Source organism: Bacteroidota bacterium, from assembly GCA_017303905.1.
Taxonomy (GTDB): Bacteria; Bacteroidota; Bacteroidia; order B-17B0; family Aurantibacillaceae; genus JAHEYG01.
In genome coordinates this window covers 852,872-875,772 of record JAFLBH010000001.1, presented here as the reverse complement: position 1 = coordinate 875,772, position 22,901 = coordinate 852,872, and the positions used below count along the sequence as shown (strand labels likewise).

The window sequence follows — 22,901 nt, the reverse complement described above, 5'->3', positions numbered from 1 at the left end:
CTTTACCTATATTTCATTGTGCGAATTTCACTAGTACATAGTTTTATTTTATTCATTGCGCTGTTCATCAGCTCTACTTATCATGCACAAAAAAATGCGGATGATAAATTCGCGATGTTATATCTCGATAAAAAGGAATACGAAAAAGCCAATGTGTATCTTGAAAAACTATACGATAAAAATCCGGATCAATGGTACTCGTATTATTTTACCGGATTATTAGGCGTTAAAGATTATAAAGAAGCGGAAAAAATTTCGAAGAAGATGTTGAAGCGTAATCCGCAAAACGTAAATATCTACATTAACATTGCTAAAATTTACCGCGAGCAAGGTGATACAAAAAAAGAAAACGAAAATTATCAGAAAGCCATCAAAGAAGTTATTCCGATTCAAAGCTTCATTCAATTACTCGCAGTTGAGTTCATGGAAGAAAAATTATATGACCTTGCCATTGAAACGTATCTAAAAGGAAGAAAGCAAACACCGGAGTATCCTTATTACTATGAAATAGCTGAAGTTTATAAACGTAAAGGTGATTTGAAATCGATGATCAATCAATACCTCGACGCGATTGATTTTAGAGAAAGTGAATTGTATACCGCCCAAGGTTATTTACAAAACGCCTTAGGTTATGAAGAGGAAAGTGCAGGTTTCAAAAATCCTATTCTTAAACAAGAACTTCAAAAACGCATTCAGCAGCATCCCGATAAAATTGTATTCGCCGAATTTTTAATCTTCATTCAAAAACAACAAAAAGATTTTGAAGGTGCATTTACACAAAGTAAATCACTCGACAAACGTTTGAAGGAAGACGGACATCGTATGTTTGAGCTCGCCAAACTTTGTTTGAGTAATGAAAAATACGAAGTAGCGCAGAAATGTTTCCAATACATTATTGATAAAGGCCCTTCTTACGGTTTTTATGATGCGGCTTGCATTGACATCATCAATTGCGAATACCAATACCTAACGGGTAAAGCACAACCTTCATCAACCGAATTATTAGCTCTTGAAAACAAATTTTTAAAAGCCACGGAAAAATACAAAAATTCACATCTTGCTAATTTTTTAATTAGCAATCTTGCCAACTTACAAGCGTATTACTTAAACAAACCCGACAGTGCCATTATGCACATTGAAGGCTTGTTACAAAATCCGGCAATGGACGCACAAACACGTGCTGAATTTAAAATCCAATTAGCCGATATTTATTTATTGAAGAATGTGATTTGGGATGCGTCCCTTCTCTACTCTCAGGTTGAAAAAGATTTTAAGTTTGAGCCTATCGGTCAGGAAGCAAAATTCAGAAATGCTAAATTGAGTTTTTATGCTGCCGATTTTACATGGGCTAAAACACAATGCGATGTTTTAAAAGGAAGTACCACCAAATTAATTGCCAACGATGCATTGGATTTATCGCTTATCATTACGGATGCCATTGGAGTAGATACAAATGCGGCGCCTCTTGCCAGGTTTGCTGTGGCTGATTTATTGATTGTTCAGCACAAATATGATGAAGCGATTGTGCAATTGGATAGTATCAATAAAATTTTCCCGACACATACTTTAGGAGATGATATTTTATTTAAGAAGGCTGCTATTTATGATAAGCTGGGAAAATATCCGGAGGCGGAAAAAATGTATAAAGACATTATAGAATATTATTCGACTGAATTATATGGTGATGATGCGCAATTTAAGTTAGCCGAGTTATACGAGAAAAAAATGATTGACGTAGAAAAAGCGAAAACGGAATATCAGAATGTACTCACTAAATATCCCGGAAGCATTTATGTTGTGGAAGCACGAAAACGTTACCGTCAATTACGTGGAGACAATTTAGACAATGGATAGGAAAGACTTTTTAAAATCAATTTCATTACTTATGGCGAGTCCGATTGTGAGCAACGCTCAACCAATACTTGATGAATTAAAAAAAATGGAGAATACCGCGCGTATGCCTGTTTTTTTTATCGGACACGGTAATCCGATGAACGCATTGTATGATAATGCATTCACCAAAAAACTAAATTCAATTAAAGCGGGTGTTCCAAAACCAAAAGCTATACTTGTGGTATCGGCGCATTGGTTAACCCGAGGCACTTATGTTTCAACGAATCCTTCTCCCAAAACAATTTATGACTTTGGCGGTTTTCCCGATGAGTTGTTTCAAGTAAAATACGAGCCTAAAGGTTCGCCTGATCTTGCAAAAGAAGTAGCGCAAAAAATAAATTACACCAAAGTTACCGAGGATAAAGAAATGGGATTAGATCACGGCGCGTGGACGATTTTAAAACACATTTATCCCGCAGCGGATATTCCAACTTTTCAGTTGAGTATAGATTATAGTAAACCGGCTTCCTACCATTATGAATTAGCCAAACAATTAAATTATTTACGCGACAAAGGCGTACTCATTATCGGAAGTGGAAACATCGTACACAATTTAGGAATGGTCGACTTTCAGAATCCGAACAATGTTTTTGATTGGGCACGTGAGTTTGATACTACCGTGAAGAATTTATTGGATAAAGGAGATGATGTGTCTTTAATTAATTACGAAAAATTAGGTAAGAGCGCGTTATTATCCATTCCAACCAATGATCATTATTTACCAATGATTTATACTCTCGGATTAAAAAATAAAGGAGAGCATGTTGAGTATATTTACGAGAGCCTTGAAATGGGAAGTTTAAGTATGCGTAGTTTTGTGATTAAATAATTTAATAAAATAAAGAACCATGTTTATTTATAACGTAACGGTTAACATAGATTCAGACGTACATGACGAATGGCTAAAATACATGAAAGAAACGCACATTCCGGATGTGATGAACACAGGATGTTTTACTGAAAATAAAATTGTGAAAGTATTGAATGTGGATGATGTTGGACACACCTACTCCTTTCAGTATACGTTTGAAAAAATGGATGATATTGAGCGCTATCAAAAAGATTTCGCACCCGGATTACAAGCCGATGTAAAAAAAAGATATGCTGATAAATTTGCAGCGTTTAGAACATTATTGGAAATAATCGATTAAAATAATCCGCGAAAATCCGCGTAATTTGCGGGACACATTATGACACAACCCGTAAGAGCGAAAAAACATTTAGGTCAGCACTTCCTGTGCGACGAAAACATCGCCAAAAAAATTGTGGATGCTCTATTGGAATGCAACAACGGCATTTCTGTAGTTGAAATTGGTCCCGGTACCGGTGTACTTACAAAATATTTAATTGCTGAGCTTAAAGAAAAGTTTTTCGCTTTAGACATTGATGAAGAATCCATCGCTTATTTAAAAGAACATTATCCTGCGGCGGCCAACAACATCCATTACGCCGACTTTTTAGAATACGATGTATCTAAAATAGTTTCGGGTAAATTTAATGTCATTGGAAATTTCCCATACAACATTTCCTCCCAAATCATGTTTCGTGTTTTAGAAAACAGAAATAAAATTGATTGTGTAGTGGGTATGTTTCAAAAAGAAGTAGCTCAACGCATCGCCGAAAAACCCGGGAGTAAAACCTACGGCATTTTGAGTGTACTGCTCCAGGCCTTTTACGACATTGAATATTTATTTACCGTACATGAAAATGTATTTAGTCCGCCCCCAAAAGTAAAATCGGCCGTCATTCGTTTAAAACGTAATGCAAGAAAAGAGTTACCCTGCGGCGAGGAATTATTCATTAAAATTGTAAAAGCCACCTTTAATCAAAGAAGAAAAACGATTCGCAATTCGATAAGAGCAGTGATTACAATTCCTGATGAACAATTGAATGATTTGTTTCAAAAACGCCCTGAGCAATTAAGCGTTGAACAATTTATTGAATTGACCTTATTTGTTGAGGGTAAGTCTCAAAAATAATTTATTGCTTATAAAAAGTATTCAATTGCTGCCCTACCGCTTCCAAAGAAGCGTGCATTAAAACAAATTCACGCATCGCAACGGAATCAAATTTTAATTGTCCATTAATTAAATTTTCCAATCCGTTTACCAATTGCGATTCGCTTCCGGTGTCAACTAACACACCGTAATCTTTATTAATGATATAAGGTAATTGTCCGACTTTACTAACGAATACAGGTAAGCCGCAACTCATGGCTTCAAGAACCACAACAGGCATTCCTTCAAAATGACTAAACAAAATTAATGCGTCAGACTGCTGCATGTATTCCGCGACTTGTTCAGGCTTTAACACACCGGTAAATTTTACATTAGCTAATTGAAGCTCCTTCGCCAGATTTTTTGCATTGAGCAACTCTTCATTATCACCGCCAATCACAACAAAATCGAAATCAAATCCTTTATTCTGTAATTTTTTAATGGCTTTAAAAGTTCCGCTTATATTCTTTTCGCGTTCCACTAAGGAAGAAACATGCAAAAGTTGTATACGTGAATTGCTTTTTTTTCCCGGCTTAAACAGAGTTGTATTCACCACGTTGTAAATTAATTCGTATTGTCCGTTTAATCCGTGTTCAAGCATGGCTTGCTTTTGTGGTTCAGAAACGTGCCATATCTTTTTCGCACTTGCAATGGCGGCTTGCGTTGTTCGTTTTAGAATTCCCCCTTTATAATTCCCATCTTGTTCTAAATAACCGCTCCAATGCTCTACAATGGTGTAATCAGCTTTAAACGCCTTGCGGTATAAATCCAAAACCATAGCGACCGGAAAAATCACGTTTACCTGAATCGCCTTTACACTGATTTTGTTTTGCTGTAAATGCACGATTAATTGTTTGTGCGCCTTTTTAAATTTAATGAATTGTAAAAAAGAAGAGAAAGGCTTAACTGAAAAAAATGATTTTGAATAACACAATCGATACTCCGTTAAATTTTGGTTGACGATTGTTTCTTCGATTTGCAATGAAGATTTTTGATTGGAACTGTAGGCATACACTACAATTACTTTTCTAAATTGAGATAAAGCAATAGCGTGATTACGAATAAAAATACCGTGTGTGGGATTTGTTTCAACAGGATACCACGACGTTAAAAAAAGTATGGCGTCTTGTTCGTTTGACATTAAATGAAATTGGATTACTCCAGACTAACTGTAGACTTCAATGTAAACAGCGATAAACTATCATTGATTTTAAAGAAACCGGAACCTAATTTATTTCCGCTCTTCATGGCAATCGTAATGAATCCTAAACCTGCTCCACCCTTTTCGCTTAATTCATTCTTCTCTAAGTGCTCCATATAATATGTTTTAAGAGCAGCAGGATCCTCAAACGAATTAAGCCTCTCTACGTCGGCCGTTAGTTTAGGGATATTAGAATTAGCCACAACGTTTGCAGTGATGATTTCTACTTTAGACGCGCCTTTACTTAAAATGAAATAATTATGCTGGTGCCCTTGCGCGTCCCTTCCTCCGTGAATCAACATGTTTTGTAACGCTTCAACTGAAATAAAAAATATTTTTTTGAGAGGACCTTTTGCAATGGCAAGTGAAGTTACTTTTTCTTCCACTTCAGTTTCGAGGCGACTAATCGTATCCACATTTAAAACGCCATCGTAAGCAAGCAATATTTCACTGCCTCCCTCTTTTAGCGAATCCATTGTTTTTAAAAAGTGATTTTTAAAAAACGCTTCTTCTGTATGTGTACCGTCGCTCAACTTATTTAAATAAACCGTTCAATTGGCTATCAATTAATCTTATTACTTTACCTAAATCTTCTTTGTTCTCGTTGAAATTAATATCATCAACATCTACAATCAACAACTTCCCTGATTCATACGTTGAAGCCCATGCCTCGTATCTTTCATTTAATCTTTTTAGATAATCCAAACGAATTGAATTCTCATAATCACGTCCACGCTTTTGTATTTGTTTTACCAATGTAGGTACGGAAGCGCGTAAATAAATAATCAAATCAGGCGCTTTAATTAAGCTCTCCATTAATTTGAATAACGAAAAATAATTTTCAAAATCACGTGTTGTCATCAAGCCCATTGCATGAAGATTTGGCGCAAAAATATACGCGTCTTCATAAATAGTTCTGTCTTGAACAACAGTGTGTTTTCCCTTACGGATGTCTAAAATTTGAGAGAAACGATTGTTTAAAAAGTAAACCTGCAAGTTAAACGACCAACGCTGCATGTCTTCATAAAAATCATTCAAATAAGGATTGTCGTCAGCGTCTTCGTAATGCGCATGCCACTTGTAGTGCTTGGCAAGTAAAGATGTTAATGTTGTTTTTCCTGACCCAATGTTACCGGCAATTGCAATGTGCATAAAACATTAAAAATAATAGACTAAGATATAGATTTTACGTACAAAAACCAATTTTTTTAATACGAATGCCTTTTTTAACAAATTGATAATTAATAACTTGGTTGGATTTAGGTGCCAAGGTTTTTATAAACACCCGCAGCGAAGCCAATGCTTTGTGAAATTGGGGTGAAATTACGGCTTAAACATTTTTTAACTTTTTGGGAATTGTAGGTGGTTTTATCGGTTAAGGTTTCAATCATGGAAGCATTCACTTTCAGGTTTTCTGGCAACAGAAATGTGAACAAACGCCCCAAATTCAGGAAAAATTTTCCGGCTTTTATTTGCGGGGGTTTCTTTCCCAAAGCAATGTGTATTTGCTCTAATATTTCCTTAAAGGAATAATTATTTTCTACCAATAAATAACGTTCGCCAAACATTTTTTTGTCACACAAATCCACCATCATTTCCGCAACGTCCTTTACATCCACAAATCCATTCACACCTTCTGTATAAAACAAAACTCCTTTTTTACTTAAGGAGAATAATTGTCCGGTCCCTCTATTCCAGTTACCAGGACCAACGATTACACCCGGATTTACAATAACTACATTCAAGCCTTCTTCCATAGCTCGCCATACTTCTTGCTCTGCTAAATATTTGCTTAATGAATAAACGTTTTGATTCGGTTTGTTCTTCCAAAAAACAGTTTCATCCAAATCACCTTTTATATCGGGATTTTGCAATGTGGCGATGGAACTCACAAAACAAAATGATTCAATCCTTTTTTGAATACAAGCATTCACCAAATTAGCGGTGCCTTCCACATTTATCTTTAATAACTGATTTCTATCGCTGTTATTAAGTGACACAAGTGCGGCGCAATGGTAAACAGAGGTGATATCGTTGAGCAATTCATCGAGACCCAAAACATCATTTAAATCAACGTCGCGCCAAATAATTTGATTGAATAATTTTTTTGAATCGGTTGTATAATAGGAAAAAACTTTCTCTACCTCCGATAAATTACTGGATGCGCGTTTTGTTGCAACTACTTTTTTTCCTTGTTGCAATAAGGTTAGCAAAACATGCGAACCAACCAATCCTGTAGCTCCTGTTACTAAATTCAATCTTATGAAAGTTTAAAGTTTAAGAAAAAAGTAAACACCAAAATCTGAGTTAACATCCCTAATGCAAAACCGGAATATAACTGCGAAGGTTTATGTGCGTCTAAATATAATCTCGCCGTTAATATCATTCCGGCAATTAAAAACAGAATAGCGATTTCAGGTACGGCATTGTACTTTAAAACAAATGATATCATCATTAAAGAGCCGATCAATCCGCCGATTCCTACAGCGTGCGCACTAATTTTAAAGCGTAAATTAATGAGTGCGGTGAGTAAAACAGACAATCCTCCTCCGAAAATAAGTACTTTAATGCTTGGCCAAATATTTAAATCTAAAAACAAATAAAATAAGCCGAAATAAAAACACGATGTGAGCACATAGGGAAAAGTACGCTCGTTTCTGTCTTCAAGGGTTATAGAGCTAATGCGGTTTAATTTATAGAGAATAAAAATATTAATAACAGGTAAGATGAAAGAAAAAGAAAATATCATAGCGGAAATAATCCATTTCAATTTGAAAGGCGTCATGTAATCATAAATAGAGCCTTTTAAAAAAAAGAAAAAGATCAGACTTCCGTAACTGCACATCAGCAAAGGATGAAACACAACGGAAATAATATTAGCTATAAGTCGCAAATTTTAAGATAATTTTTCGGATAACATTTCCATTTCACGACGAGGGTCTTTTTGTGCGTAAACAATATTGTAAACTGCATTCGTGATAGGCATATCTACATTATATTTTTTATTGATTTCGTGTACGCACTTTACTGCGTAATAACCTTCAGCGATCATGTTCATTTCTAATTGTGCATGCTTAACACTGTAACCCTTCCCTAGCATGGTTCCAAACATACGGTTACGGCTAAATTGAGAATAAGCTGTTACCAACAAATCACCCAAATAAGCAGAGGCCTTAATGTCTCTGTCAATGGGATGAACTGCATCCACAAAACGTTTGATTTCCTGAATAGCGTTACTTACTAATACAGCTAAATAATTATCGCCATAACCCAGACTATGACAAATACCGCCGGCAACTGCAATAACATTTTTTAATACGGCCGACAACTCAGTTCCGTAAATATCGTCGCTGCTTGTTGTTTTTATATAACGACAGTTTAAATAATTACACAGGATATCAGCGTTGCTTACTTTAGAACATGCAATCGTGAGATAAGATAATTTCTCCATCGCTACTTCTTCCGCATGACATGGCCCTGTAATTACACCAATATTCTCGAATGGAATTTCATACACGGTATGCAAATACTCACCAACAATTAAATTATACTCGGGGATAATACCTTTAATTGCGGAGAAAATAATTTTATCCTGAAATAAATTCTTAGGGATTTCATGAATGCTCTTATGTAAAAATGCTGAAGGAATAGCAAGAATAATAATATCAGACTTATCGATACAATTTTTTACATCACTGAACAATTCAATTTTATTTAAATCGAAATCAACGGAACTTAAATATTTTGGATTGTGATGATGTTGCTTAATGTAGTTAATATCGTCTTCGTTACGGAAATACCAATTAATACTGCCTGAGTTATTGCTCAATATCTTCACGATAGCTGTTGCCCAGCTACCACTACCTATCACGCCTATTTTATGTTTCTTATTAAACATGTTATGCAAAAACTAAATCCTTATCACTCACCATTGGTAAATTATTGTAACGCTGATATACACGTGCCAATGTTACCACATCCTTCAAACAATACTTTTTAATTTTATCGAGATTTTTATCTTCATAGTACACTTTCGCCACCATACTTCCGTCCATATCATCCTTTGGGGAAGGAATACCAAAAATATGCGCTAACAAATTAAGTGATGTGAAATTCTTAACATCACCAAATCGCCACATTTCCATAGTGTCTAAATGTTTTACCTCCCAAGGTTTTTTACCCTGCAGTTGAAAGTTTTTAGGAAAAGCTAATCCGTTTACCACTACTCGTCTGCTTAAAAAAGGATAATCGAATTCCTTTCCATTATGTGCGCAGAAAACATGTTCTGCCTTATTAAAATGCGTTTTTACAATGTCAAGAAATTCCTCTAATATCTTTTTTTCATTTTCCCCTGCAATGGCTTTAACTCTGAATTCCTTACCATTATAGTATCCCAAGCCAATACAAATTACTTTCGAAAATTCGGCATACACGCCGGCTTTCGAATATAATTCTTCAGGTTTGTTATCGGGATTATACATCCACTTCTTGTCCCACAATTCTTTTTCCGCCTGACTTAAATCTTTGTATTTATAAACCAACGGCGCAGTTTCTATATCCAGAAACAATATATTATTCAGCTTGGGTTGAGTCATAATTACTACTAATGTATAAGTTTTAATTCAATAAAAAAAGGCTGTTTCTGAGGGGAAACAGCCTTTGATTTTCATCTTACAAAATCAACATGGCATCGCCATACGAATAGAAGCGATACTTTTCTTTTATCGCTTCTTTATAAGCTTTCATGATTAAATCATATCCACCAAATGCACTTACCATCATTAATAAAGTAGACTCCGGCATGTGGAAATTTGTGATCATGCAATTGGCAACACTGAAATCATACGGAGGAAACACAAATTTATTTGTCCAACCCACATACGGATTTAATTGTCCGGTTGTAGAAACTGATGACTCAACAGCACGCATAACAGTAGTTCCAACAGCACACACTTTTTTCTTCTTTGCCTTCGCTGTATTTACAATTTTACATGTATCCGCAGAAATTAAAGCTTCTTCGCTCTCCATTTTATGTTTGGTTAAATCTTCTACCTCAACCGTTCTGAAAGTTCCTAAACCAACGTGCAAAGTTAATGGTGCAAAATTTACACCCTTAATTTCTAATTTCTTTAATAATTCACGGCTAAAATGTAAACCGGCAGTTGGAGCAGCTACTGCACCTTCGTTTTTTGCAAAAACAGTTTGGTAACGATCGATATCACTCTCTTCCGCTTTACGTTTAATGTATTTTGGAAGTGGTGTTTCTCCTAAATCATATAATACCTTACGGAATTCTTCATAAGAACCATCATATAAAAAACGCAATGTTCTTCCCCGAGAAGTTGTATTATCTATTACCTCAGCCACCAAACTATCGTTTTCGCCAAAATATAATTTATTACCGATTCGGATTTTACGCGCCGGATCAACTAACACATCCCACAAACGGCTCTCTGCGCTTAATTCACGTAATAAGAAAACTTCGATTTTTGCGCCGGTTTTCTCTTTATTACCATACATACGCGCTGGAAACACCTTCGTGTCATTCAACATCATCACATCACCTTCATCAAAATAATTAATGATGTCGCGGAATTTTTTGTGAGAAATTTTACCGGTTGCGCGATCAACTACCATTAAACGGCTCTCATCACGACTTTTTGCAGGATACTCTGCCAACAATTCTTTTGGCAGATTGAATTTGAACATAGATAACTTCATAGTACTTGTTTTGTTTTTTCTTTGAAAAAGACCAAATAAAAAAGGTGGCCTTATTTCATTGTTGTTATTACTATGTAAGAAAAACACGAAATAAAACCACCTTTGTGGAATTATGCATGTATTAATCTTACGGGATTAATTACGAATTAAAGAACGGTTAACCATTTAATGCCTCGGCACCACCCACAATTTCCAAAATCTCCTTGGTAATTGTAGCCTGACGCGCTTTGTTGTAAGTGATTTTTAAATCACGCAACATTTCCTTGGCATTATCGGTTGCTTTATGCATTGCTGTCATACGTGCACCATGCTCTGATGCGTTTGAATCTAACAATGCTTTATAAAATTGTGTTTTTAATGAACGCGGAATTAAATCATTTACTATAAATTCTTTTCCTGGTTCATAAATATAATCTGTACTTGTACTTTTTCCGGATGTTGGTGGAACAATTGGTAAAAACTGCTCTGTCATAGTTATCTGAACAGCTGCATTTTTAAATTGATTGTACACCAAAATAACTTTATCAAATTGTTTGGTAGCAAATGCCTCCATGATTTTTTCGGCTACCGGGGATGTTTTCGCAAACGACAACCCATCGAACAACTCATTTAAGTTTGAAGGTAAATCTTGTCCGCTGATAATATAATCTGTACGCTTAAATGCATCTTGCACTTTTTTACCAATTGGTAATACGGTAACATGACAGCCGTTAAAGTCATTCTTAATTAAACTCCAAGTACGTTTTACAATATTGGCGTTAAATGCTCCGGCTAAACCGCGATTACTGCTAATCGGAATGATAAGTATATTTTTACCTCCCGCATTGCGCGCGTAGGCATTTTCAGAATTATCCAAAGAGCTGCTTACATTACTCAAAATTTCCTGAAGCTTCTCGGCAAAAGGGCGCATTTGAGTAATCGCATCCTGAGCACGTTTCAATTTTGCAGCACTCACCATTTTCATGGCGCTGGTAATCTGCATGGTTGAACCTACTGATACAATTCTATTTCTGACTTCCTTTAAACTTGGCATTTTAACTAATGCGTATTATCAAATTATTTATACTTCGCTGATAAATCTTTGGCAACAGCCTCCAATACATTTGTAATCTCATCGGTATACTGACCGGCTTTTAACTGATCTAAACTACCTTTATGCTTACGCTCTAATGTATCTAAAAATTCTTTTTCGAATTCACGTACTTTATTTACAGGCACTGAACGTAATAAATTCTTAGTACCTAAATAAATAATAGCGATTTGCTGTTCAACACGCAATGGAGAGAATTGTCCTTGCTTAAGGATTTCCACGTTACGCGCACCTTTGTCTAAGATTGATTTTGTAGCCGCATCTAAATCAGAACCGAACTTCGCGAAAGCTTCTAATTCACGGTATTGAGCCTGGTCTAATTTCAAAGTACCTGCTACTTTTTTCATTGACTTAATTTGCGCGTTACCACCTACACGTGATACAGAGATACCTACGTTAATAGCAGGACGAACACCCGAGTTAAATAAATTCGACTCAAGGAATATCTGTCCGTCAGTAATAGAAATTACGTTAGTTGGAATATAAGCAGATACGTCACCCGCTTGTGTTTCAATAATAGGTAAAGCTGTTAAAGAACCGCCTCCTTTTACTAACGGTCGGATAGACTCCGGCAAATCGTTCATGCTCTTTGCGATATCGTCTGATGCATTCACTTTTGCAGCACGCTCTAATAAACGGCTATGCAAATAGAATACGTCACCAGGATAAGCTTCACGTCCCGGAGGGCGACGTAATAATAAAGACACCTCACGATAAGCTACCGCTTGTTTTGATAAATCGTCGAATACAATTAATGCAGGACGACCGGTATCGCGGAAAAACTCACCAATGGCTGCGCCCGCAAACGGAGCGTAGAATTGCATTGGAGCTGGGTCAGAAGCATTGGCCGCTACGATGATTGTATATGGCATTGCTCCATTTTCTTCTAAAGTACGTAATACGTTAGCAACTGTAGAACCTTTTTGTCCGATTGCAACATAGATACAATATACAGGCTTACCTGCATCATAAAATTCTTTTTGATTAATAATTGTATCGATACAAACCGCTGTTTTTCCGGTTTGACGATCACCAATTACTAACTCACGCTGACCGCGACCAATTGGAATCATCGCGTCGATCGCTTTGATACCTGTTTGCAATGGTTCAGTTACCGGCTGACGATAGATAACACCAGGCGCTTTACGCTCTAATGGCATTTCGTAAGTAGTTCCTGTAATCGGACCTTTACCATCAATTGGATTTCCTAAGGTATCAACTACACGACCTAACATGCCTTCACCAACTTTTAATGAAGCAATGCGGCCAGTACGCTTGCAGGTTGAGCCTTCTTTAATATTATCACTAGGGCCTAATAATACGGCACCAACATTATCTTCTTCAAGGTTCAATACAATTCCTTGTAAACCTGTTTCGAATTCAATTAATTCACCTGATTCTACTTTTGATAATCCGTAGATAAGGGCAATACCATCACCAATTTGTAATACGGTACCAACTTGTTCCAATTCTGTTTCGCTTTTGAAACCAGATAATTGTTGTCTTAAAATTGCAGATACTTCTGCCGGTTTTACTTCTGCCATTTGCTTAAGTATTTATTAATTTAAATCAGGTACATATAAGTTACCCGAAAAGTTCTTTTTTAAATCGTTTAATTTACGCTTGATACTTGTGTCTATTTGTTTATCGTTAACAGTAAGTATAAAACCACCAATCAAACTCTTGTCAGTTTTTTCAACTAAATCAACTTCACCGTTTACACTTTCCTTTACAATTTTTAAAACCTGTGCTTTCGAAGCATCATCCAGTTTTACAGCTGTAGTAATTACTGCACTCGTAATGTTTTTGAATGCTTTATATTGCTCATCGAAAGCATAAGCAATATTATCAATGAATCCTTCACGGCGCTTCTTAGCAATAATATCAAGGAAGGCCAAAGTAGTTGCAGAAATTTTTCCTTCGAAAATAGATTTAAGAATAGACATCTTTTTATCTGTTTTCACAACCGGACTTTCTAACAATACAACAAACTCTCTGTTTTCTTTACAAACCTGAGCAATAAGACGCATATCATTGCGCACTTCTTCCAATTGCTTGGTCTCAACAGCAAGGTCGATTAATGATTTAGCGTATCTTGAAGCAACGATCATCATTTTAGTTCAGATTTACGTCTTTCATTAAGTTAGTTACCAATGCTTTTTGCTTATCATCGGATGAAAGCTCAGAACGCAAAATTTTCTCTGCGATTTCAATTGACAAAGTAGCTACCTGATTTTTTAATTCAGTAATAGCAGCATTTTTTTCGTTAGTGATTTGCTCACGAGCAGAAGTTAAAATACGATCAGCTTCAGATTTAGCTTTTGTCTTTGCTTCGTTGATAATAGCATCTTTTGTATCACGTGCTTCTTTTAATAAAGCATCACGCTCAGCACGAGCTTCAGCCAAAATCTTTTCATTTCCGGCTTTTAATTCCTGCATTTCAAGTTTCGCCTTTTCTGCAGATTTTAAAGCTTCATCAATACTCTCTTCACGAGACTTAATAGCCGCTAAAATTGGTTTCCAGGCAAATTTGCCTAACAAAACCAATAATAAAATAAACACGATGCTGGTCCAGAAGATTAAACCAACTCCCGGAGTTACTAGTGCGTTTAAGATAAATAGTGAATTCATTTTTTATTTCTTTTAAATAATAACTTTTAAAAAACAGGTCCTCTGCCAACCGCAGAGGACTTTTGTTTTTACTTCGACATTAAAGCTACAACCACACCGAATAAAGCAACACCTTCAACTAAAGCTGCTGCGATAATCATTGTAGTTTGGATCTTTGAATGCGCTTCTGGTTGACGAGCAATGGCATCCATTGCATGACCACCAATTTGTCCGATACCGATGCCGGCGCCAATTACGGCTAAACCTGCTCCGATTGCTGCGATACTTCCACCCATGGTTTTTGTTTTTTATTTGTTATTATTTGTTTATTAATGTGATTCCGTTGCATGTTCACCTGAATGCGACTCGTCGTGTGAATGGTCGGCTGTAGCCGCGCCAATAAACAAGGCGGTTAACATAGTGAAAATGTAAGCTTGTAAAAATGCTACTAAACACTCCAATACATCAATAAATAAAGCAAAGGCTACTGATATTGGAGAAATAGCTAATGATTCGAAGAAGAAAATTAATCCCACTAAACTGATTACAATAATGTGTCCTGCTGTCATGTTCGCGAATAAACGAATCATTAAGGCGAAAGGCTTAGTTAAGATACCAACCACTTCAATCGGAATTAATATTGGCCATAACCATTTTGGAGCAGGAGGCATTAAAATGTGATGCCAGTAAGCGCCGTTAGCATTCACGTTAGTTACAATCAAAGTAATAACCGATAATACTAATGTAAACGCGATATTTCCGGTTAAGTTTGCACCAATTGGAATTAAACCAAATACGTTATTAATTAAAATTAAGAAGAAAACGGTTAAAAGGTATGGAACGTATTTTTCGTAACCGTGACCAATATTTCCCTTAGCTAAATCATCGCGCACAAAAACAATTAACGGTTCAAAGAAAGATTGCTTTCCTGTTGGTGCAGAAGTAACACCTGTAGTTTTGTATGCTTTTGCAATTGAAGAGAAAATCAAGATTAAAACTATGGCTGAAATAAAAAGCTGAGCTACGTTTTTGGTAATTGAAAAATCAAGAGGTGCCGCATTTTTTGGGTGCCACTCATTTCCATTTTCTTCCATCTCTAAATATTGTCCGTGAACATTTGGAGTTTCAGAAGCGTAATAAATTGTTTCTTCGAAATTCACAAAACGCTCACCGTTTTTCTCTACAACATGAGTACCATGTGTATCATGATGAAATTCTCCGGATGAAAAAACAACCAATCCGTTATTGGTTTTTAAAATAACTGGTAATGGAATTGAAACGGCATCGTGACCTTCACCAAATAAGTGCCAAGAGTGAGAATCTAAAATGTGTTCGAAAGCAACTTTTGTGATATCTACTTTTTGTTCTTTGCCATGTCCATCTGAAACATGCACCGCGCTAGAATCACCATGGTGCTCTAATTCGGTTGGTTCGCCGGCGGCAACCTTACCTGAAAACAGGAAAAAAAGGACTAAAAAAATCGGGAAAAATATCGCTTTTGCTCGCATGAAAAATCTCAAAAATTATCGTTCTTTAAATTTCGGGTGCAAATGTAGGTATAAAATGATATTTCGAGAAATTATTTATGAAGAAAAATGGCAAAAATCCGAATTTGTTAAGGCTTGAATTTTAACCAGTTAGAATATTTGTATTCCTTGCTTAGCGTGATTTTAGTCAGTTTACTGATTTTGAACGACGAAGACGGCTTTTAACGCATGCGTTTATACACCTGATAGTAATAGGCTCCGCCAAAACAAGCGGCGGCGAAAACTAAAAGTTTTAATAAGTGTATCCAAATGGCCGAAAAGGAAACGCCTCTAAGAAAAACCCCGTAAAATGCTTCTAATCCCCAATTTAGCGGTGAAATGGAGCTGATGCTTTTCATGATTTCAGGCATGACAAAAGTTGGGATCCAAACACCGCCCAAAGCAGCCAATAAAACTACAAATACAGCTCCAAATAAGGCAGCCTGATCTTGCGAACTGGCAATGGTTCCAACTAATAAACCAAATGCGGTAGCAGCCAATCCGGCACTCAATGCAATACTGAATAATGTAAAATAATTTTCGCCTGTTTGTAAGGTTGGAAGTCCCATTAAAGGCAATATATATAAGCCCACGCTTAACATTAAAGCAAATTGAATCAATGAGACAATAAGATACAAGGTGATTTTTCCGGCCAAAACAAAAACATAAGAACCCGGCATCGTAAGTAATCTGAATGCGCTTCCGTCTTCCCGCTCGCGAATAATATTTCCAGATAATGGAATACAAATAAAAAACATAGCGAACATTGTCCAGGCCGGCACGTTATGCTGCACTGAATTTGGCACCAGTGTTGATTCGTTGTTTGTTGCGTACTCTTCGCTTGTTGACACTAAAGGTTTTGTTTCCAATGTGACTTCTTCCGATGACGGCATTAAGTCTTTCATCTCCACCTTCAAAACATCAACCATACTCTGCATTTCCAATGCTGAAACAATCCGACCAATAGCACCACTAATACTTACTTTAAAAGACTGCTTGGTGATAGGATCAAAATATAATTTCAACTGCAGCGAGGCTGTGTCAACTACAGATGGCAATGTGTCTTCTGCCGGAAATAATTTTGAGATACGCTGAGATGCTTTTTCGCGTAAACGTGTTGTGCTTTTCTCGGGAATAAAAATACCGATTAAATACTTACCTGTTGCTATGAGTTCTCGTGCCTCTTCCTGATTGATATCCTGCTTCTGTACATCAAAAAATTTAGTCTGCTTTAAGGCTCTTTCTAATTGCACCGATAAAGAATCATGATCTTTATCCACCAATAAGAGAGGAACAGAGGTTTCGTTTACCGACTTAAACGTTGTATCCTGTATGATTGTTACCACAAAAACCAGCGCCATTGGCATAATAAACATAATGCCCATTGCCGCCTTGTCGCGCACAAGTACTTTGTACTCTTTATATAAACTATATAATAGTTTCTTCATGTTTAATCCCTGAATTTCCTTCCTGTTATTTTCAGGTAAACTTCCTCTATGGTATTACAACCGTTGTTTTGTATTAATTCTTTTGTAGAACCTTCCGTTATTAATTTCCCTTCATCAATGATGGCAATGTGCGAACAAAAATCTTCAGCCTCATCCAAATGATGTGAGGTGTAAAAAATTGTCATTCCCTTTTCGGTATTCAATTTTTTTAAATAATTGATGATGGCTGTTTTGGATTGGATATCAACTCCTACAGTAGGTTCGTCGAGAATTAATAATTGCGGATGATGTAACAATCCGGCAATTAAATTAATCCTGCGTTTCATCCCTCCAGAGAAGGTTTTTATTAATTGATCTTTGTGTTCAAATAAACCCAACACTTCCAAATTATACTTAATTCGTTGTTTTAATTCATCGGTTTCAATACCATACATGTGTCCGAGAAACAACAAATTCTCATAAGCAGTTAACTTAGGATAAAGTGCGATTTCCTGTGGAACAACTCCAATTATTTGTTTAATCTTTTTGGAATCAACCGCTGTATCCCAACCGTTAGTTATGATTTTTCCGTTGGTAGGAGAAAACAGTCCGCAAAGCATGGAAATAAGAGTGGTTTTCCCGGCTCCGTTTGGACCTAACAAACCAAAAATACTTTGCTTAGGAATAACTAATGAAAGATCATTTACAGCAGGTCTTGGTGCGTTTTTGTACGACTTTAAAACATTTTGTATTTCTACCAAAGGGGCACCCTGCATTTTAATCTTCATTAGAGTGCACAAAAATAAGATTATTCTTGTAAAAATATCTTCATTTCACACGAAGCAACAGGCTGTCCGTTACATGTGGATGTGACAATAACCAAAGTAACATTCATTACAAAGGCTTTTATTTTAACTTCCGTGATTACTTCTGTCCCCACTTTTGGAAGTTGTTGAATTTGTAAATCCTTTATATTACCAATGAAACCAACCTTTGGCGGTAAATTATGCTGACGGGCAATGTATCCAGCATGAGCCGCCGCTGATTGCGCTAAATTTTCCGTAATTCCCGCTTCCGTCAATGCACCATTCTCAACTAACAAATGATCCTCTTCAACCAAAAATCCTGTTTTAACACTTTCCTGTGTGCTTTCGTAGATAGTATGAACAAGACAAATAGGATTGCGTTGAGGAATGTATTCAAAAATATGTTCGCGTGTTACAAGTGCCATTATACAACAGTTAATAAAGCGTTAGAATAAGAGAAACGAGCGCTCTCCGGAACAGACAAAAATATTTTCTCACCCTTCTTTAATTTCCCGCTGTTCAACAAAGCTTCAAGAGCTAAAAAGATCGATGCAGCGCCTACATTTCCGACTTCCGGTAAATTTAAAAACCATTTATCGCGCGGCACCACCGTGTCAGTTAATTCCATCTCCGCATAAATTTTATCAGCAAAATACATACTGGAAATATGCGGCAAATAATAATCAATTTCTGAAGACCTTAAATTGTGTTTCATTAATGAAGATGCATAAGCCTTACCTCCAAACTTCACAATATTCTTATCCAATAATTTTACATCTTGCTTTAGTGTAAAAAGTGATTTACCTAAAATATCGCTTACAGGATGATCAGCCCATCCTTTTAAACCACCATCATATTTCTCTCCACCCATATACATACACGTTTCAGCCTCATTAGCAAAACTGTAATTTTCAATCCACTCCACTTTTAAACTAAGTGCTGAAGCATTTGGTTTACTCGTAACGTATGCAGCAGCAGCTCCATCACTTAACATCCAGCGTAAAAATTCTTTATCAAAAGCAATAATCGGATTAGTTTCTAATAACTCCAGTTTTTTGTTTTCTTCTTCAAAATTTTGATGCTTCAACATGGCCGAGGTTCTTTCAGATGCAGCAACCACGGCATTCTGAGTATCACCGGAAAGCACTGATAAATATGAGTGCTTTAGCGCGTGCATACCCGTGCAACACACGCCGCTAAAAGAAATAACCTGTGTATTTGAAGTTTCAGGAAGTAGACCATGCACCATTACTGCGTGTGATGGCGTAAGTTGATCAGGAGTAGTTGTGCCACACGTTAGTAACTCAACACTCTTTAATTCCTTCGAATCTGAAAATAGTTTCTTAATGGCATTAGCTGTTAATTGAGCATTTGTATGAGTAGCCTCTGAATTTTTAGTAAGCGCATAATAACGGTTTTTAATTCCGTTACTGCGCAAAACAATTGCCTTTGAACGCGATTTACGTCCGCCAATTACGCCAAGGTATTCCTCCATTTCATCATTTGAAACGGGTTGACCCGGTAAATAACTGGATATTTTATTTATGTAAACGCTATTCGCCATTCTATCTCTTTTAAACAAAAGATAATTGATTTTGTTTAATTAAAGTCAGGGCACAAAAGTAATATTTCTGTGCTAATTACGTGTTTTAACAAGAAAAATAAGTGGCAGCGGGTATATCATTAAGACTTTAAACCCGTTTGCTGATAGTAGGCAATTTCCCTTTTCATTTTACCCGGAACAATAATTGGAGTTAAACGCGCCACAATAGTAATAATCGGCGACAGGAGTAAAATAGCTGTTGGCAATACAATACCAAAAATGCGAACGCGCGTTTTGCGGGCAGGATTTCCTGAATTCCCTTTTTTACGAATATAATTAGCGTAGATTGGAAACATAGCTCGACCTCTACCCTCCATAATCATAATATTAGCGCGTAGAAAATTTAAATTAGCCTTTACAATTTTTGGTTGAAGTGAACTATAATTATTTTTTTCTAAACATGATTTTATTTCCTCTCCAACACCTGAGGCCGCATCCAAATCCTTCTGATTAATTCCGTATCGAGGAAAAAAGCCCATAAATTTTTCTTTCACACCCTTTAATTCAAATGCTAATACAGTTACTAAACTGGTGAGATTAGAAGAATGATCCGGAAAAACAAGATTGCCCACCAAATTCGCGTTTAAATCCTTCAAATACTTTTTCATTTTCTCTTGCGCACCCAACCACATGTTGCGGCAATTAATAATTGTAATGACCGGCTTTCCATTCAGTAATTTCTTCGCTTCAGGAGTTTGCAAAAACGAGCTAATGGGGCGACATACACTTAAAAACCAAGGTTGATAGGCTATGAATATTAAATCATAATTTTTATCAGGATTTATTTTTAAAGGCTCCAATTCCATTGGAATTCCAAACACATTTTCAGGAAATGCATCCATAAATTCCTGATAACCCCATGGATACGAAAAAGGAACTTTTGGTGAAATTAATTCGTAATCGATTTCATAATTACTATCCTGCACAAACGATTTAAGCGTAGCGTCTATTGCGCTCTTTGCCTGTCCTGTTTGTGTAAAATAGATAACCAGAATTTTTTTCATGACAAATTAATTACTCGCAAATTTAAGCTTATATTTATATTTGCTTTTAAATTTTATCATGAGTAACGAAAACATTAAAATAGAATCGGGTAAGGCGCCTGAACCGGTTGGTTTATATCCGCATGCTCGTCGCGTTGGCAATTTATTATTTTTAAGTGGTGTGGGGCCACGCGAGAGAGGTACTAAAAAAATTCCGGGAGTTGAACTTGACGAAAATAACAACATCATTAGTTACGATATCGCAGCTCAATGTCACAGTGTTTTTAGAAACATCAAATATATTTTAGAAGATTCAGGAAGCAGTTGGGATAAAATTGTTGATGTAACGGTTTTCTTAACCAACATGAAAGACGATTTTCCTATTTATAATAAAATTTGGGCCGAGTATTTTAAAGATAATGCGCCTTGCAGAACAACTTTAGAAATAAATAAACTCCCAACGCCAATTGCTATCGAATTAAAAGTTATTGCAACCATCGATTAAACATTGCAACCATGAAAAAAATCATTTCTATACTATTACTTTTCTTCTGTGCTTCGGTATTTTCTCAGAACGAAAAACAAGACTATTCTAAACTGAAAATTTTAGATGACGTTAAGTTGAGCGTGGAAGGTGTTGATTTATTAGGAAACACCACACAAAAAAACATGGAAGCCTTGAAAGAATTAAAATTAACCGGACTGGATGCGGAGAATTTTAAAATTATTTACTATCATTTTAAAACCAACTACAAACATAGTTTAACCAAAGATGAGTTTACCGATGGAATTATTACAGAAGCCATGACAAAATTCTTTCATGATTTGGAAAGTAATTGCAAAGTGACTTTCGAAGAAATAGTTATTAAACAAACAGAAACAGGAAAGCTATTTAAAATCACTCCACTTACTTTGGTTATTAAGGTAGATTAATCTGCCAAAAATTAAATATGAAAAAGCCCGAATAATTCGGGCTTTTTAGTATATTTATATAATAAATTAGGCATCCCCGCGTTAATCTTTAAAATTCAACATCATGCCTGTAAGATTTTTAATTTTTGCTTCACTCGTTTTTTTCTCGCTAAACTTTTTTGCGCAGGATCAACTCTTCAAAAAAGACAACAGTAAACTAGAAGTGAAGGTTTTGGAAGTAACGCCGAACGAGGTTAAATATAAATTAAAGTCTAATCCCGATGGGCCGCTTTACATCGTTAACAAAAGTGATGTGGCTTTGCTTATTTACGCAAACGGTGAACACGAAACTTTTCCTGAAAGCAAACAAAAAACAGAAATTGTATACACCCCGGTTTCTCCTTTTGTAAGAATGGATAGCTTAAGGGCGCAACGTAAAAGAGAGAGCACCGAACAATTTAATACAATGACCAAAAAGAAAAACGTTGTTTTTGTAAACTCTTTGGCTCTATTAAACGGAACTGCCAGTCTTTCTTACTTACGCGAATTCGGAAATGGTTTATTCAGTATTCACTTACCTGTGTCTACTTCGTTTCTTGAGCCATCTTTGCAAAACAGCTTTGGCTTATCTACCAATTATTACTACGGAAACATTTACAATTACAAGATAACACACAAAACCATTGACGCGGGAATGGGTATTTACTTTCACACCAGTGGTAAGCATGCTATTACTCATTTCATTGGTCCGTTAATTCGCTTCGCTCAATATAATGGTACCTTTTATACCTATGATTATTCCTTAGATCAATGGGGTAATCCCATAACCGGTTATTCTGATAAAAAACACGGATTTGTACTTAATGAATCTTACGCTATGATTAACAATGGGATTTTGTTTAGAATTACACCCGCTTTTAACATGATGCTACACGCCGCCATTGGCACCACCATCAATCGTCAATTCGTTGCCAATGATCCTAATGATTTTAAGTCTCCTAACGGTTATTATAACTACAATCAAAATTATACCAATTCAAATCCGGTGTTTAACATTGGGCTTAACGTGGGATACAGATTCTAATTATTTCTCTACCTTTCTAGTTGTTAACTATTTAAAAAGCCTTATCAG

Annotated in this window: 26 protein-coding genes; 7 read left to right on the top strand and 19 right to left on the bottom strand. The window is 36.1% G+C overall.

Annotation, left to right across the window (positions count from 1 at the left end; translation table 11 throughout):
* Positions 1-18: 18 nt before the first annotated feature.
* Genes J0L69_03675 through rsmA form a run of 4 tightly spaced genes read left to right on the top strand, consistent with a single transcriptional unit; the run spans position 19 to position 3,872 of the window.
* Positions 19-1,854: a tetratricopeptide repeat protein gene (locus J0L69_03675; GenBank protein ID MBN8692268.1), complete on the top strand. Its 1,836-nt coding sequence runs from the start codon at positions 19-21 to the stop codon at positions 1,852-1,854.
* A complete protein-coding gene (gene ygiD, locus J0L69_03670; protein ID MBN8692267.1) occupies positions 1,847-2,722 on the top strand; it encodes a 4,5-DOPA dioxygenase extradiol in 876 nt (291 codons plus the stop codon). The genes J0L69_03675 and ygiD overlap by 8 nt, the downstream gene beginning before the upstream one ends.
* A gap of 19 nt (positions 2,723-2,741) precedes the next feature.
* Positions 2,742-3,044, top strand: a complete 303-nt coding sequence (locus J0L69_03665) for a DUF4286 family protein (protein ID MBN8692266.1) — start codon at positions 2,742-2,744, stop codon at positions 3,042-3,044.
* Positions 3,045-3,083: 39 nt separating this feature from the next.
* Complete coding sequence (gene rsmA, locus J0L69_03660; GenBank protein ID MBN8692265.1) at positions 3,084-3,872, top strand: 16S rRNA (adenine(1518)-N(6)/adenine(1519)-N(6))-dimethyltransferase RsmA; 789 nt, start codon at positions 3,084-3,086, stop codon at positions 3,870-3,872.
* 1 nt (position 3,873) lies between these two features.
* Here rsmA and J0L69_03655 read toward each other — a convergent pair whose 3' ends face one another.
* The 19 genes from J0L69_03655 to J0L69_03565 form a co-directional block, all read right to left on the bottom strand.
* The gene (locus J0L69_03655) at positions 3,874-5,031 is read right to left on the bottom strand and encodes a glycosyltransferase (GenBank protein MBN8692264.1); all 1,158 of its coding nucleotides are present in this window, start codon (positions 5,029-5,031) and stop codon (positions 3,874-3,876) included.
* Positions 5,032-5,045: 14 nt separating this feature from the next.
* A complete protein-coding gene (locus J0L69_03650) occupies positions 5,046-5,624 on the bottom strand; it encodes a SiaB family protein kinase (protein MBN8692263.1) in 579 nt (192 codons plus the stop codon).
* Position 5,625: 1 nt separating this feature from the next.
* Positions 5,626-6,243: a deoxynucleoside kinase gene (locus J0L69_03645; protein MBN8692262.1), complete on the bottom strand. Its 618-nt coding sequence runs from the start codon at positions 6,241-6,243 to the stop codon at positions 5,626-5,628.
* A 107-nt stretch (positions 6,244-6,350) separates the two neighbouring features.
* Complete coding sequence (locus tag J0L69_03640) at positions 6,351-7,349, bottom strand: NAD-dependent epimerase/dehydratase family protein (GenBank protein MBN8692261.1); 999 nt, start codon at positions 7,347-7,349, stop codon at positions 6,351-6,353.
* A 2-nt stretch (positions 7,350-7,351) separates the two neighbouring features.
* Complete coding sequence (locus J0L69_03635; GenBank protein MBN8692260.1) at positions 7,352-7,984, bottom strand: hypothetical protein; 633 nt, start codon at positions 7,982-7,984, stop codon at positions 7,352-7,354.
* A 3-nt stretch (positions 7,985-7,987) separates the two neighbouring features.
* Entirely contained in the window at positions 7,988-8,989 is a 1,002-nt protein-coding gene (locus J0L69_03630; GenBank protein MBN8692259.1) for an NAD(P)H-dependent glycerol-3-phosphate dehydrogenase, read from the bottom strand.
* A 1-nt stretch (position 8,990) separates the two neighbouring features.
* Positions 8,991-9,689, bottom strand: a complete 699-nt coding sequence (locus J0L69_03625) for a 3'-5' exonuclease (protein MBN8692258.1) — start codon at positions 9,687-9,689, stop codon at positions 8,991-8,993.
* A 73-nt stretch (positions 9,690-9,762) separates the two neighbouring features.
* Positions 9,763-10,812, bottom strand: coding sequence for a tRNA preQ1(34) S-adenosylmethionine ribosyltransferase-isomerase QueA (gene queA / locus J0L69_03620; GenBank protein ID MBN8692257.1), 1,050 nt, complete (start codon positions 10,810-10,812; stop codon positions 9,763-9,765).
* 157 nt (positions 10,813-10,969) lie between these two features.
* The gene (atpG, locus tag J0L69_03615) at positions 10,970-11,845 is read right to left on the bottom strand and encodes an ATP synthase F1 subunit gamma (GenBank protein MBN8692256.1); all 876 of its coding nucleotides are present in this window, start codon (positions 11,843-11,845) and stop codon (positions 10,970-10,972) included.
* Between the two features lie 23 nt (positions 11,846-11,868).
* Entirely contained in the window at positions 11,869-13,446 is a 1,578-nt protein-coding gene (locus tag J0L69_03610) for a F0F1 ATP synthase subunit alpha (GenBank protein MBN8692255.1), read from the bottom strand.
* Positions 13,447-13,461: 15 nt separating this feature from the next.
* Positions 13,462-14,016, bottom strand: a complete 555-nt coding sequence (atpH, locus tag J0L69_03605) for an ATP synthase F1 subunit delta (GenBank protein MBN8692254.1) — start codon at positions 14,014-14,016, stop codon at positions 13,462-13,464.
* Between the two features lies 1 nt (position 14,017).
* Complete coding sequence (locus tag J0L69_03600) at positions 14,018-14,533, bottom strand: F0F1 ATP synthase subunit B (protein ID MBN8692253.1); 516 nt, start codon at positions 14,531-14,533, stop codon at positions 14,018-14,020.
* 68 nt (positions 14,534-14,601) lie between these two features.
* The gene (atpE, locus tag J0L69_03595) at positions 14,602-14,808 is read right to left on the bottom strand and encodes an ATP synthase F0 subunit C (GenBank protein MBN8692252.1); all 207 of its coding nucleotides are present in this window, start codon (positions 14,806-14,808) and stop codon (positions 14,602-14,604) included.
* Between the two features lie 33 nt (positions 14,809-14,841).
* On the bottom strand, positions 14,842-16,020 hold the full coding sequence (atpB, locus tag J0L69_03590; protein ID MBN8692251.1) for a F0F1 ATP synthase subunit A: 1,179 nt from the start codon (positions 16,018-16,020) through the stop codon (positions 14,842-14,844).
* 200 nt (positions 16,021-16,220) lie between these two features.
* Positions 16,221-17,486 carry an ABC transporter permease gene (locus tag J0L69_03585; protein ID MBN8692250.1) on the bottom strand — a complete coding sequence of 422 codons (1,266 nt, stop codon included), beginning with the start codon at positions 17,484-17,486 and terminating at the stop codon, positions 16,221-16,223.
* Between the two features lie 2 nt (positions 17,487-17,488).
* Entirely contained in the window at positions 17,489-18,241 is a 753-nt protein-coding gene (locus J0L69_03580) for an ABC transporter ATP-binding protein (GenBank protein ID MBN8692249.1), read from the bottom strand.
* 32 nt (positions 18,242-18,273) lie between these two features.
* Complete coding sequence (locus J0L69_03575; GenBank protein MBN8692248.1) at positions 18,274-18,696, bottom strand: 3-hydroxyacyl-ACP dehydratase; 423 nt, start codon at positions 18,694-18,696, stop codon at positions 18,274-18,276.
* Entirely contained in the window at positions 18,696-19,835 is a 1,140-nt protein-coding gene (locus J0L69_03570; GenBank protein MBN8692247.1) for a beta-ketoacyl-ACP synthase III, read from the bottom strand. Before J0L69_03570 ends, J0L69_03575 begins: the two co-directional genes overlap by 1 nt.
* Positions 19,836-19,954: 119 nt before the next feature.
* Positions 19,955-20,878, bottom strand: a complete 924-nt coding sequence (locus tag J0L69_03565) for a flavodoxin family protein (protein ID MBN8692246.1) — start codon at positions 20,876-20,878, stop codon at positions 19,955-19,957.
* Between the two features lie 58 nt (positions 20,879-20,936).
* Here J0L69_03565 and J0L69_03560 point away from each other — a divergent pair, with 58 nt between their 5' ends.
* The 3 genes from J0L69_03560 (at position 20,937) to J0L69_03550 (ending at position 22,853) form a co-directional block, all read left to right on the top strand.
* Positions 20,937-21,362, top strand: coding sequence for a RidA family protein (locus J0L69_03560; protein MBN8692245.1), 426 nt, complete (start codon positions 20,937-20,939; stop codon positions 21,360-21,362).
* Between the two features lie 11 nt (positions 21,363-21,373).
* The gene (locus J0L69_03555) at positions 21,374-21,790 is read left to right on the top strand and encodes a hypothetical protein (GenBank protein ID MBN8692244.1); all 417 of its coding nucleotides are present in this window, start codon (positions 21,374-21,376) and stop codon (positions 21,788-21,790) included.
* 103 nt (positions 21,791-21,893) lie between these two features.
* Positions 21,894-22,853 (top strand): hypothetical protein, encoded by a 960-nt coding sequence (locus J0L69_03550; GenBank protein MBN8692243.1) that lies wholly within the window; start codon positions 21,894-21,896, stop codon positions 22,851-22,853.
* The last annotated feature ends 48 nt before the right edge of the window (positions 22,854-22,901 follow it).